Origin of the sequence: Myxococcus sp. CA039A (assembly GCF_013336645.1) — a bacterium.
Taxonomy (GTDB): Bacteria; Myxococcota; Myxococcia; order Myxococcales; family Myxococcaceae; genus Myxococcus; species Myxococcus llanfairpwllgwyngyllgogerychwyrndrobwllllantysiliogogogochensis.
This window is the reverse complement of sequence record NZ_JABUMQ010000024.1, coordinates 1-13,180: the sequence shown is the minus strand read 5'-3', so window position 1 is coordinate 13,180 and position 13,180 is coordinate 1. Positions and strand designations below refer to the sequence as shown.

General features: G+C 67.0%; 6 protein-coding genes. 2 read left to right on the top strand and 4 right to left on the bottom strand.

Annotation, left to right across the window (positions count from 1 at the left end):
- Positions 1 to 473 precede the first annotated feature (473 nt).
- Complete coding sequence (locus HR086_RS06055) at positions 474 to 4,280, top strand: Ig-like domain-containing protein (protein WP_174465095.1); 3,807 nt, start codon at positions 474 to 476, stop codon at positions 4,278 to 4,280.
- A gap of 536 nt (positions 4,281 to 4,816) precedes the next feature.
- On the opposite strand, the gene HR086_RS06050 is transcribed toward HR086_RS06055, so the two are convergent.
- Together HR086_RS06050 and HR086_RS06045 are read right to left on the bottom strand one after the other, a co-directional pair.
- Positions 4,817 to 6,292 carry a hypothetical protein gene (locus tag HR086_RS06050; protein ID WP_174455763.1) on the bottom strand — a complete coding sequence of 492 codons (1,476 nt, stop codon included), beginning with the start codon at positions 6,290 to 6,292 and terminating at the stop codon, positions 4,817 to 4,819.
- Between the two features lie 272 nt (positions 6,293 to 6,564).
- Complete coding sequence (locus tag HR086_RS06045; protein ID WP_254614720.1) at positions 6,565 to 8,208, bottom strand: hypothetical protein; 1,644 nt, start codon at positions 8,206 to 8,208, stop codon at positions 6,565 to 6,567.
- A gap of 384 nt (positions 8,209 to 8,592) precedes the next feature.
- On the opposite strand from HR086_RS06045, the gene HR086_RS06040 reads away from it, so the two are divergent.
- Positions 8,593 to 10,686, top strand: coding sequence for a PQQ-dependent sugar dehydrogenase (locus HR086_RS06040; protein WP_174455764.1), 2,094 nt, complete (start codon positions 8,593 to 8,595; stop codon positions 10,684 to 10,686).
- Between the two features lie 176 nt (positions 10,687 to 10,862).
- Here HR086_RS06040 and HR086_RS06035 read toward each other — a convergent pair whose 3' ends face one another.
- Positions 10,863 to 11,744 (bottom strand): SMI1/KNR4 family protein, encoded by an 882-nt coding sequence (locus HR086_RS06035; protein ID WP_174465094.1) that lies wholly within the window; start codon positions 11,742 to 11,744, stop codon positions 10,863 to 10,865.
- A gap of 108 nt (positions 11,745 to 11,852) precedes the next feature.
- On the bottom strand, positions 11,853 to 12,875 hold the full coding sequence (locus tag HR086_RS06030; protein ID WP_174465093.1) for a hypothetical protein: 1,023 nt from the start codon (positions 12,873 to 12,875) through the stop codon (positions 11,853 to 11,855).
- Positions 12,876 to 13,180: the final 305 nt, after the last annotated feature.

Sequence of the window (13,180 nt, the reverse complement as noted above, 5' to 3'; positions counted from 1 at the left end):
TCAATTCCCGATATGAATTTGAGACTCAGTATCAAAATCAATACAGGCGCGCTGGAGTAGCCCTCTCGCAAGCCAGGTGTCAAGCAACGTCAGGGAGGAGGACAGAACAGACGCGAGGACCCACTCGGCTTGTCGCGGGTATTCCTCGATATCGGTGGCCGCGGAGGACTGGGAGTGGAGGGGGCCGCACGCATGGCATCACCCGGCGGGAGCGGAGCCGTGGGTGGAGGGGGCACTTCAACCCTGGTCCGGTGTGCCCGAAGGTGGCTTCAGCAAACAGGGTTTGGACTCCGCGGGTTGCCCGCGACATGGGGCCCCCGAGGCGTCGAGCGGTCGCAATTGAACGGGAGTTCGTGCGACCTCACGCATTCCCTACGTTCTTACTGATGCAGCTTGATTGCGAATGAGGGGGGCGACCTGTTCGCCTCTCGCCGCGCCATGCCCGCACCCCAATGACCTTCGATACCACTTGGATGAGATGCGCCCTCGCCGTCCTTGGCCTCTGGGCATTCACCCCCGGCTGCAAGAACGCCGCGCCCGGCGACGAGGACCCTCCCATCTCCATGGACGGAGAGCCCGACGCGGGTGGCTCCGATGGAGGCGTGAACCCCGATGGAGGGCCCGTCGATGGCGGCCCCCAGACCTCGGACGGCGTGGGCTTCATCGACTACACGCTCCCCTCGGCGGACATGGAAGCCGTGCCCCTGAACGCGCGCGTCATCGTGGCCTTCACGGAAGTGCTCGAGGCCACTTCGGTGAGCGCCACCAGTCTCACGCTGTCGGAGAACGGCATGGCGCTGGAGGGCGCCGTGAGTCATGACGCCGCCACCCACACCCTGAGCTTCGTCCCGGCGCGGCCGTTCACCGCCGACTCGCTGGTGACAGTCGCGGTCTCCACCGGGCTGCGCACCGTGACGGGTAGGTCCCTGCCCGCGCCCCACGTCTTCGTCTTCTCCGTGGGGAAAGAGAGGGACACGACGCCACCGACCGTACTGACGACGCTGCCTTTGGACAACGCCGCGGGCGTGGCGCCGACGCGTCCCGTGTACGTCATCACCTTCCGCGAACCGATGGACCCCCGGTCGCTCACGGCCGAGTCGCTCCGGTTCGAACAGGTGCTGGGAGCCAATCCCGCCGCCCCGCTCTCCGGTGTCATCTCCTACGAGCCTCGGACGCAATCGGTGTACTTCCGCACGAGCCCCGCTCCAGCTCCCGGAGCCCATGTCACGGGCGCGCTGTCCACCCAGGCGAAGGACCTCGCGGGCAACGCGCTCGTCGCGGCGTACTCGTTCTCATTCGCGGTGACAGCGTCGAGGGACACCTCGCCCCCGCGCGTGCTGGGCACCTTGCCCGTCTCGCAGACCGTGGGCGTCGCGGTGCGGTACGCCCCTTTCACCGTGAGCTTCGATGAGCCGCTTCGGCCCGAGTCCGTGACGACGGATTCCGTCTACCTGGAGGAGCAGAACGAAGCGGGGACCCAGGCGGTGCGGCGTGTCGCGGGCACCGTGCGGTATGACGACGCGAGACTCCAGGCCGCCTTCTCTCCGAGCGCGCCCTTGAAGTACCAGACCCGCTACCGGGGTCGGGCTCGCGCCGTGGAGGACCTCGCCGGCAACCCACTGGGGGTGTTCAATGGCTTCGACTTCATCACGGAGCTGCCGCCCGCGCCTCCGACGGTCCGTGGCGCAGTGCCTGCTCCGGACATGCGCTTCGTCTCACTCGGAGGCCCGCTCCGCGTGAGCTTCGACCGCCCCCTGGACCCGGCCACCGTCAACGCGGCGAGCTTCGGCGTCGAGGGCGTCAACGGGCTCGTCAATTACGAGGCCTCCACGAATACGGTGGTGTTCCGACCCGTGCCGCCCTTCGCGCCGGCCACGGACTACACGGTGACGGTGAAGGACGTGCGCACGCCCCAGGGCGCCAGCCTCGCTTCGCCCTTCACGTACGCCCTCCGCACGGTGGCTTCGAGAACGAAGGTGAGCGCGGACCTCCCTGGACAGCCCTCCCTGCCAGCGTTCGCCACCGGCCCGCTGGGAACACTGGCTGTCTGGAGCGTGGACACCGGCACGAGCATCCAGGTCCGTGCGGCTTTTGATACCGGCGCGGGCTTCGCAGACTCCACCGTCCTTGGCGAGGCAGGCGCGAACACGCTGCCGCCGGAGGTGTCCTCGTGGGGCAATCGCTTCATCATCAGTTGGTCGGACGCGTGGGCCCTGGGCAAACGCGTCATGCTCTTCGACGGGACGTCGTTCACCTCCGTGACACCCAACGTCAGCGGTGACCTGTTCGGCTTGGGCAACAACCTCTACGTCCTCAACGGGAAGACCTTCAGGGTCCTCAACGGCACCCAGTGGACCGAGGTCCACACGAGCCCGAACCTCGGTTCGCCCATCCTCTCCCTCCTCCTGAATGGCGACTCCATCCTGGTGAGCTCCGGGTGGGGCACGAGTCCCGAGGTCGCGGTCGTCTTCGACGGGGCGCGGTGGTCGGAGTCCTCCGTCACCTCCAACGTGGATGCACAGTACATCCGCGTGGGGACGCGCTTCGGCCGGGCGTGGGTGTCCAGCCGAGGCACGGAGTTCGCGCTCTTCAACCCCGACACCCACCAGTGGAGCGCGCCCGAACTCATCTCCTCCACGCAGGCGAGCAGTGTGCGCATCGCCTCGGATGGCAATACCATCACCGCCGTCTTCGGTGCCTCGTCGGGGCTCTTCGGGGCCGACCGCGTGAACGGGACCTGGCAGCCCGCGGTGTTGCTGGAGAGCATCCCTGTCCGGGAGCTCTGGGCGCTCGTCCGGCACCATGGCAACTCCGTCGCGTTGTGGAGCAGCACCGCCACGCAGCTTCACGCCGCGGCGCAGACAGGTGGCTCCTGGGCGTCCGCCTCGAAGGGAGTGGTGACGACCGGCGCGAACCGCGTGCGCGACGTCCGCGCTGCCGGTGACGACCTGCTGGTCCTCACCGAGAGGAACAACGTCGACAATTCCGCGTATGAAATCTGGGGCACCGCGCTCACGTCCCAGGGTTGGCGGCCGAGCGTCCGACTGCGCGGCATGGAGAAGGCCGGCGCGAGGCTCGCCATGCAAGGCGCCCGCGTGGGTGCCGTCTTCGCGGCTCCGGGTCTGGTGGCCCTGCGCGCCTATCTGGGCAGCGGACAGTGGGAGGAGAGCCACCCGCTGGTGACTCCGGAGCTCGTGGGCAGCGTGCGCAACCCGTCGGTCCACTTCGCCGCCGACGGCCATGGCGCCGCCGCGTGGGAGCAGTTCGAGGCGGGGGCGTGGAGCATCCTCCTCGCTGAGTTCGACGGGACGGCCTGGCACGAGCCCGTGCGCGTGGCGCGAGGTGGCTCCAGGCCTCGCGTGGCCGTGGACGACAACCTGGCCGTCGTCGCGTACCTCCACCCTGGAACCACCGGCAATGTGGAGGCATGGATGGTGACGCACGAGGCCGGCGTACCAGGGACGCCCCTCAAGTTGGACAGCGTGGCGGCCACCTACGCCAACGCGGACCTCGCCCTGACCCACGGCGCCAGCGGCTTCATGGCGGTGTGGGGTGACCTCGAGATTCGCTCCGCCCAGAGCGTGGATGGACAGACATGGTCCGCGCCGGTGACCGCCAGCCCTCGCGCGGTGTCCGGTGGGAGCGCGACCCGCCTGCGACTCGTGGTGCCGGGCACCTCCTTCGCCGTATCGGTCCAGCGCGGCGGGAGTTCGTTGAGCGCGAGCGTCCACGCAGGGGGGGCCTGGCAGACACGGGCCGATGCGACCGCGTCGAACACGGCGCCTGACTTCGCCGCCGACGCGAGCACCGTCATGCTGCTGACCGGCTTCGAGAACGAGTTCCGGTACCTCGTCCACAACGGCACTGCCTGGTCCGCGCAGCGCACCCTCTCCTCTCCCGCGGACGGCAAGGGACTGCTGGCCGCATCGCCCCAGGGACTGCGGCTCCACACAGGCATGAGCTGGTGGAAGTGGAGCGGGTCGGAGTGGGTGAAGGAGGCGACCCAGGTCAGCCGCCCTCACGCCACGGGCTCCTTGCGGTGCGACACGAAGGGCTGTGGACTGGCGACAGGACCTGTCTTCGGGACGCCGGTGAACCTGGCGCTGTCCTACGCGCCGGGCACGAGCGCCTTCCAGCAGGGCGCCTCGCCCCACGAGCCGTCCCAGCCCGTCATCGACGGCAGCGTGAGCTGGGACTTCGCGGCGGGCTCCTACCGAGCCACCTGGCTCCAGCCCGCGCAGCAGGGTGTGCACGCGCTCCACGCCAGCACGGGCCTCTAGATTCTTCCCACCTCCACGAGGATGCGCCGAAGCTGTGCGCGCCGCGTGCCCATGCGCCTCGGCGTTCAGCGGCTCCAGCAGACATTGATGGCGGGACTCCCACAATAGGTGTTCGCGACACTCTGGCACTGTTCATAGGGGACCCCTTCACCCATGCACATCCAGGGGAACCCCGGGGTGCAGATGAAGCAGCAGCGGCGCCCACCCGCCTCCCAGCCCTCACATAGGGAGGATTCCACCGTTCCGACGTCCGCGTCCTGGGGAATCACCATCACCTCCTGCTCCGCCACGCCACCACATGCCGCCAACAACCCAGCCGCGACGACACCGACAATCCAAGCCATTCGCTTCACGGGGGGCCTTTCGGAGTGTGCCGGAACAGGACTGGCGCCGGCCAATGAAAGCCGAGCCCTCCGGGTTTGACCATCCCTGGCAGTGGCGCTCGGGCAAGGCCATCTCGAGCGGAGGGAGACAGACCGCGAGGAGGTCCGAGAGCTGATGGATGACCGCGGTGATGGGTTCGGCTCGAACTCCTCTCAGTCGACACGCGAGTAGAGGGAGGCGGCGCCCCTCAACCGTTCCATGGCTTTGGCATCGAGCTTTCGCTGGCAGCGAAGGTGAAGGCCCCGGTCACTGAACCTCACCGCCGCGCGAAGGACTGTCACGAGCGATTCAACGTGCCGCTCACTCACCAGCGTCGCCTGGACAGGCACTTCCGCGCCGAGGTCCACCGAGAGTTTCCAGGCTCCAGCCAGGGCGGCATCGAAGCGTTGCAGCCTGGGCGCCAGGGAAGAATCGGCACAGAGGACCACCGTGCCCGGCTCAGCCCTGGGGAACTCCAGCCAGGACAGGTGCGGCAGGGCGGCCAGTGCCTCGAACAGCCCAGGCCCGCGTGCGCCCGTCACCTCCAGGCGCCGCACCGGCAACGCGTGGGCGCCCAGCTCACGCGCCAGAGCCTCCGAAACGTTCCTCAACCGTGTCACGCCGCGCAGGTGCGGATGGGCAAGCCACCGGCTCCAATGCACGGCGGGGCCAGTCCAGTCGGCAATGCCGTTCCAGTCGATTTCCTCCACCGTGCCCCAGGCCGGTCCTGGCGCGGGCGCGCCCTCCATGACGTTGGATTCCATCATCCGGACCGCCACCGGAAAGCCTCGTGCGAAGCGTGCATACCCTCGCTCGATGACGGCCCCCAGCGGGGCCTCCCACTTCTCCCTGTTCGCCACCAGCAACTGAGTGATGCGGTCCTCGTCGGGCACCTCGGCGTATTGGAGCACGATGAATTCACCCAACGGGTCGCCCAGTTCGAGCAGTTGGTCGGCCAGCACTCTGCGCGAGGAGTCATCCTCCGGCACGGCATGGATGCGAGCGAGCAGCACATCCCGGGTGGAGGAGATCCGTTGCTCCACGGCCGTGCGCGCGTCGATGGCCTCCCTCAACGCCTCACACCGCGCCTGGGTCTCCTCGTCGAGAATGGGAGGGACCCAGCCAGTCCCCAGACGGATGACGATGTCGAGCTTCTCCGCCACGAAGAACAGCTCGGCGGGGAGTCTCACTCTCAGCGCATGAAGGACGTTCACGTCGTAGGGCGGCCCCACGTGCATGAACAGGCCGCACAGCTCGTCCAGGACCTGAGAGTGCTTGGCCACCGGCATGAGCGCGATGGCGAGCAGCGGTTGAATGAGCCGGGGGTCCGCGGCCCGCTCTCGAAACTTCGGGATCTGCCGCGCGGTCTCTTGCCCATGACCCTGCCGCGCATGCGCCAGGAGCGGCATCAGCTCCCTCGGTAGGTCCATCAGATGCCTCGGATCCCGCTTCTGCCACCAAGAGGCGTTGACGTCGAGCGGAGTGAGGCCGACCACGAGGCGGTCCGAGAGCTGCTGCGCGAGCGCGATGATGGGCTCCGCGCGGGCCTCAGCCCAGGCCTCCAACAGCCTCTGGAGCGCCTCCTCCTCCTCGTGCCGCTCGAAGGACTCCGTCGCGCGAGCCAGGAGCTCGTTCAGAATGTGGCTCACTTCGCCAGCATAGCCCTTTGCGCAGCGCCCAGTCGTCGAGGCCCAGGACTCGAGCGGGGCTGGCAGGAAGCAACGGGGCGCGGCGCCTCAGCCGCAGGAGGGGAGCGAGACTGGTGGGCGTGGCCAGGGGCTTGAGCAGCCGGGCCCCGGCTTCTGCTCCCGCTGTGATTGCAACGGAGCACCCCTCGGTGGCCAGCCGGCGTGGCCGGTGCGCCTGCGCGGACAGCAGGCGCACCGGCCGCTCCGTGAACGTGCGGCGGGGAGCGCGAGCGTTACGGAAGTGGCGGAAGCGCGATGCGCAGCTTGACCCACTCGTACTCCTTGACGGTCTTTCCAGCCACCTGGACGTTCTTGCTCTTGGAGCCGACCACGGAGAGCTTGAGGGGACTTTCAAACACCGCGTGCACATTGGTGTTCGTGGCGATGAAGCGCGCCAGCGTCAACGTCCCCATGACCATGACAGTCGGGCAGTCCGCCCTCAGCTTGCACGTGGGAGCACGATACACAATCACCGTGCCGCCCTCGATATCGTTCGCGCTGTTGAGGCGCGCCTTCGGTACGACGATGAACAGCCGATTCTTGCCGTCGGGAGTCTCCCAGACCGCGCCCAGCTTGTGGTCGATGGGGCTGTCGGGCTTGTTGGCGTTCACGTCCACGGGCCGGAGGATGACCTCGGTGAAGCGATCGCGCTCGAGGACCGCATTGACCTGGGTGAGCTCCGCCTTCTTCGTCCATCCCAGCCAGTGGAGCTGCGGGAGGTTGTAGTTATCCGACGGGAATCTGCCCATGAACGTGCTCGCGTCGCGGTACTCGATGGGCTTGTTGGTAGAAGGATCTCGCGCGTTGCCGTGCGCGAGGCCGAGGATGTGCCCGGTCTCGTGGACGTAGGTCCGGAACAGGTTGTCATTGAGGTAGATGTTGCCCCCGGTGGCGTGCGAGATGGAGCAGAGCCCGGTGGGCAGCACATACACGGTCATGAACGCGGTCGCGCTGATCTGGGCGACGGCCTGTTCCTTCGCCTTCCCGCAGTTGCTGCTCGTCACCTGCACGGTCTGCGTGCCGATGATATTCCGGTGCACCTGATTGCGAGACGCGACCACGAAGAAGTCGTACATATTGTGGACGTTGGCCATGATGGAGCTCATCGATGGCGTGGTCTTGCCCGCGAGCGCGACGCGAACGACATTGACCCTGTGCGTACTGTTCACGACGCCCAATCTGGGATTGTAGTTCCTGACGCACTCCGACTCCCCGACGGCGCAGGTGTAGTTGTAATCCGATGACGGCACCTCGGCGTCCGCGATCCGGAACGACTGCACGTTGCCGTCCGCGCTCGCGCCCGACTCGAACGAGGTATCACAGAGGCTCGCGTCGGATTGAACGGTGACCGAGTCCCCGGTGCAGCCCGTGCCGGCATGGAGCGTCACGGCCTTGCCGGACGCCACGTTGACGTAGGAGGCGCCAGCGGCTGGCTCCAGCGTATAGCAGCCATTGGCTTCGGCCCCCTGAATCACCTGGGAATCACTGTGGCAGCTTTCGCGCAGGCGGACTTCCATCGAGCGAGGGGTGCTGAGGTACTCGCGCATCGTGGGCCAGTTGGCCGCCGTGCAGTTCCCAGACTGCACCTCCTCCAGGAAGTAGCCATCCTCGAGCGCCGGGTGATCGTAGGTCGCGCACGTCTCCCACAGCTCACTCCAGTGGTCCCAGTCGCAGGTCCCCGCGTTGACATACGTCTCGACACACGCGAGCGACACCATGAGTTCAGGCGAGGTGATGGCCTGTCGGGTGGACCCGACGGACGCCTCGGTGCCGGTGCCACCGGGCTGTTCGTGGGCGGGCTCCTCCCACTCTCCTGCATTGCATGCCGATACCAGAACTCCGAACAGCAGGACGCCTGTCATGGACAGCTTCTGCATACTTCTCCCTCTCGCGGCCCATGGCCGCATGGCGCTGCGCATCATTTGCAGTGGAATGGCTGCTACAATTCGACAGATGAGCCAGCCCGTCGGCTGTCCCATCGGCGCTGTCTTGCCTGCGGGTTTCGCGGCGGGCGTCGCTCGCGCCTTAAATGGTCTTACTCGACATTCATGTAAAAATCGACAGACAGTGGAAAATTAATTTCGCGCCCTGACGAAAAGGTGCGAGCGGATTGCGGGAAGCGGATGAGAGGTGCGACAGAGCGCGAGGTATTGCGAGCCGCTGCTGCCGAGAGTTCAACATCCGAGGATGCAGTCACAAGAAGATTGCTTGAGCTCAACCCGGAATACCGGGAAGGAGGCGGCACACCCAGGAGCGTGTCAATGCATGTTCGTCGCCTTCCCCTCGCAGCTCACCGCGCCGTACTCGCCCTCCTCTTCGCCACTGCTATTGCCTGTGGAGTGAAGACGGAGAACGACCCCGAACTCTCAACGCAAAGCGCCGCGGTCACCTCGGGCACCCGGCTCATCGGCGTGCAGTCCGGCCGCTGCCTCGATGTGTCCCAGAACAGCCAGACGTCGGGGCAAGGCCTCAACATCTACGACTGCCACGCACAAGCGAACCAGCGGTTCCTGTTCACGCCCGAGGGCGAGTTGCGCGTGTTCGACGGCGCCTGGTGCGTCCAGCCCGCGACCGCCAGCGCGGGGGGCCGCGCCGTCATCAGCGCCTGCACCGGGGCCGCCAACCAGCGATGGGTCCGAAACACCAGCGGCGCGGTGGTCCATACGGCGACCTCGTTGTGCCTCGATGTCTCCGGTCAGGCCACCGCCAACAGCTCCCCGGTGGTGGTCTGGAATTGCAACGGCCAGACGAACCAGCAGTGGTCGCTGCCTGTCGACACCCAGCCTCCCACCGTGCCCACGGGACTCACCCTGTCCAACGTGACGTGCAACTCGGCCACGCTGACGTGGTCGCCGTCCACGGACAACGAGGGCGTCGCCTTCTATGACGTCTACCACGACGGTCAGCACATGAAGGCAGTCTCCGGCGCCGTGGTGTCCACCGGCCTCACGGTGGTCCCCGGAGCGACGTGGGGCCTGTATGTGAATGCGCGGGATGCGGCCGGCAACGTCTCTCAGGGCAGCGCCACGCTCACCATCACCCCGCCGCAATGCCAGGTGGATACCCAGGCCCCCAGCATTCCCACAGGCGTCACCGCCACCGCCCTGGGCACCAGTGTGACGGTGAGCTGGACGGCGTCGACCGACAACGTGGGCGTCAGCGCGTACGACGTGTTCCGAGGGGGCGTGAAGATTGGAACGGTGTCCGGCTCGCCGCCCGGGACGACCTTCGTCGACAGCGGACTCTCCCCGAGCACGACCTACGCCTACGCCGTGCTCGCCCGTGACGCCCAGGCCAATGCGTCCGCCCAGAGTTCGACCGCGACGGTCACCACCGGCCAGGCCTGCACGAACGACGTCTGCTCCGTCTCCCAGGTCGCCACCGACACGGACATCCCGTGGGGACTGGTGAACCTGCCGGATGGCTCGGTGCTCTACGGCCGCCGGGACGCGCAGAACATCGTCCGCCTGGACCCGGCGACGGGCCAGAAGACGTCGGTGGGTGTCGTGCCCAATGTGCAGAGCACCGACGGCGAGGGCGGGCTGATGGGGTTGGCCCTCTCCCCCACCTTCTCCACCGACAGGTGGCTGTACGTGATGCACACCTCCCCCACCGACAACCGCATCGTGCGCCTCAAGTATGAGAACGGCGCCCTCAACACCTCCTCGCTCCAGGTGCTGCTCTCGGGTATCGGCCGCAACAAGTTCCACAACGGCGGGCGCCTGCGCTTTGGCCCGGACGGGAAGCTCTACGCGTCGACGGGGGATGCCCAGAACGGTGCCTATGCACAGGACCTCAACAACCTGGCTGGCAAGGTGCTGCGGCTCAATGCCGACGGCACGCTCCCGTCCGACAACCCCTTTGGCAACTTCGTGTGGAGCTACGGCCACCGCAACCCGCAGGGGCTGGCCTTCGACTCCCAGGGGCGCCTGTGGGAGCAGGAGTTCGGCAACTCGGTGATGGATGAGACGAACCTCATCCAACGGGGTGGGAACTACGGCTGGCCGAACTGCGAAGGGACGGTGTCCCAGGGAGGCTCGGGCTGCGCGACGGCCGGGTACATCGCCCCGAAGCGGACCTACTCCACGGCGGAAGGCTCGTGCTCTGGCATCGCGGTGGTCCGCGACGTCCTCTACGTGGCCTGCGCCCGCGGCTCACGCCTCTACCGAGAGGTCATCAGCGGCACCGAGCTGACCAACGTGCAGCAGTTCTTCGTCGGCACCTACGGCCGGCTGCGCACCGTCGAGCCGACGCCCGACGGCAACCTCTGGATGACCACGACCAACCAGGGCGACAAGGACAGCATCCCCGACAACAGCAACGAGAAGATCTTCCGCGTCGTCCTCGGGCAGTAGGGAGCGCTCAATGCCCCCGGGGCCCTTGTGGCGCCGGGGGCAGGCCTCGCCTCGCTCCGAGAGGCGGGCTCCGCGCACGCAGTTCCAGGCAGAGCGGGCGGCTTGTATCAACACCCCGAGCGACTCGACGACGAGGCGCCCTTGAATGGGCGCCTGCGTGCCGACTTCGCTTTCGCCTACTTCTTCTTTTTGATGAAGAACCTGTGCTCCGACCACCAGTCGAAGTGGCCTCGGCTCCGCGAGAAGTAGATGCCGCGTCCGGCATCGAGCACCTTTTCCCAGACGCTGCCGCCGTCCTTCTTCTTGAGCACGCCCGTCGGCTTGCCGAGGAACTTCTTCGCGGTGAAGTCGTTCACACCCTGAGGCAGCTTGAAGGCGAGCGGGCCGTCATACTTCTCGCCGAGGTGCACTTCGGAAATCACGCCATTGCGGCCGATGTGGACCGTGATGCCACGCTTCTTGTCCCTGAGCGCGCCTCCGGCCTTCAGGGGCCTGGTCGGCAGCTTCAGCTTCTTGAGCTCCGCCGAGAGCTTCGGGTCAGTCACGGGCCGTCCGAGCAGGGCCACCAGCCCTCGCGGAAGGGGGGCCAGCTTCTTCACGCCCTCGCTCTCCACCGGAGCGGGCGCGGCGTCACGCTGGTACGCCTTCACGTTGAACTTCGCGGGCTTCGGCGCCTTGACCTTCTCCTTCGCGAGCCACTCACGCAGCGCCTCGCGCTCATCGCCCTCATCCAGGTCATCCAAGCGCGTCTTGCCCGCGCCGAGCGCCAGCAGGAACGCCTCGAGGCTGGGAGCGACGACCTTCAGCACGTCCGACTCCGAGTCGAACAGCACGACCGGCCGCGGCGTCACGGTCGAGACGAGCGCGAGCAACGAGCCCTCTGGCAGCGACAGGAAGCACCACGCGTCGCTCAGCTCCCCAGGCACCTCCGAGGTCATGAGTTCGAACGAGCCGAAGTTTCCATACTTCTGCGTCGCGACCCACTTGGCGAAACGCGCGAGCAACGGAGGAACAGTCAGCCCCTTGGGCGGCTTCAGCCTGGCGAAGTATTTGCTCATGGGGCGCGCACCCTACCCCATCGTTCAAGGGATGCCACGGCGCCCGGAAATGGATTCCAGGCGCGCATCGACTCCGCCCCAACAGCGCTGACGCAGGGGCGCGCGCGGCTACTTCTGGTGGATGCGGATGAAGTTGAGCTTGTTGTTGGCGGCTCCCGGCGCGCTGCGCACGGTGAGCCGGCCGTCGGACACCGCGACCACGCCAGAGCCGTTGGTGAAGCCGTAACCCGTCGGCACACCGCTCAGCAGCACCGAGTCCTCCACCTGGATGCGGTATGAGCCGTTCTTGGTGCTCGGGTCTCCCGCCAGGAGGTCAATCGCGTAGACGCCGTTCGGCACGGCGATCTCCCAGACCCGGTCGCCCCCCTGCTGCATGCGCGCGTGACGCTGCGCCAGGATGTCGATGTCGTAGCCCGCGTCCACCATGTTGGCCGTGTTGTCCACGTTCCACCCGTAGCTGAAGCCGTACGCCCGGCCCCCGTACACCTGGCCGTAATCGGTGAGCATCGCGTAGATCTCCACGGGCGAGGCCGAGGCCGGCTGGAAGTTGATGTCCACTCCGAACTTCCGCGTCACCTCCACGAAGGCCAGCTTGTTGTTCACCGCGGCGCTGTCATTGCGAATAGTCAGTCGGCCGTCATTCACGTCGACCGTCGTCACCGCCTCCACGAAGCGGCTGTCCGTGGTGGGCGTGCCCTTCAGCACGTGGCCGTAGTATTCGACGCTGAAGATGTAGTCGCTGTCGAAGAAGCTCGGGTCCCCCGCCACCAGTCGGACCTGGTAGTAGCCGTTGGGGACCGCCAGCTCCCACGTGAAGTTGCCGCCGTTCTGCGTGCGGATGACGGTGTCGTAGGCCTGGGACGGCGTGTTCGCGTCATCGCGATCTCGCGTGTTGGCCGTGTTGTCCGCGCTCCACCCGTACGTGTGGCCATTGCCCCGACTCCCGAACACCTGCCCCGAGTCCGCGACGAAGCCCGCGGGCACCGCCACGTTGGCGGGCTGGAAGTTCACCCGCAGCTCGAAGGGAACGAATGGAGAGAACGGCACGGTCTGCGCCACGGCCGGAGCGCCGACCAACGCCAGTCCGCCCAGCGCCGCCAGCCGCACCGTCTTCGACAGCAGTGTCTTCATGATGTGGACCTCGGGGTGTGGGACCGCGCGACGGCGGACCCCGTGAAGGGCCCACCGCTAACATGCCCCTCCCGCATCACCGCAAGCCACACATCCACCACCCACTCCCCACGCACGGCGGCGCGCAATTTTGCCGCGAGAATGGATGCGCGTTGAACACCGCTCGCCAGACTCATCCATGAGTGCCACGCGACACGCGACAACAACCCATGTTGCGCAATCGGGGCGGGTGCGGGGTCTACGGGAGAACCCGGGTCAGTCAGGCCTCGGCCCGTCCTTGGAGAACCCCATGCGCAGCTCTGCTC

Coding starts and splice junctions, on each gene's coding strand:
- HR086_RS06055 (WP_174465095.1), top strand. CDS start 474: ATGAGATGCGCCCTCGCCGTCCTTGGCCTCTGGGCATTCACCCCCGGC.
- HR086_RS06045 (WP_254614720.1), bottom strand. CDS start 8,208: ATGCAGAAGCTGTCCATGACAGGCGTCCTGCTGTTCGGAGTTCTGGTA.
- HR086_RS06040 (WP_174455764.1), top strand. CDS start 8,593: ATGCATGTTCGTCGCCTTCCCCTCGCAGCTCACCGCGCCGTACTCGCC.
- HR086_RS06035 (WP_174465094.1), bottom strand. CDS start 11,744: ATGAGCAAATACTTCGCCAGGCTGAAGCCGCCCAAGGGGCTGACTGTT.
- HR086_RS06030 (WP_174465093.1), bottom strand. CDS start 12,875: ATGAAGACACTGCTGTCGAAGACGGTGCGGCTGGCGGCGCTGGGCGGA.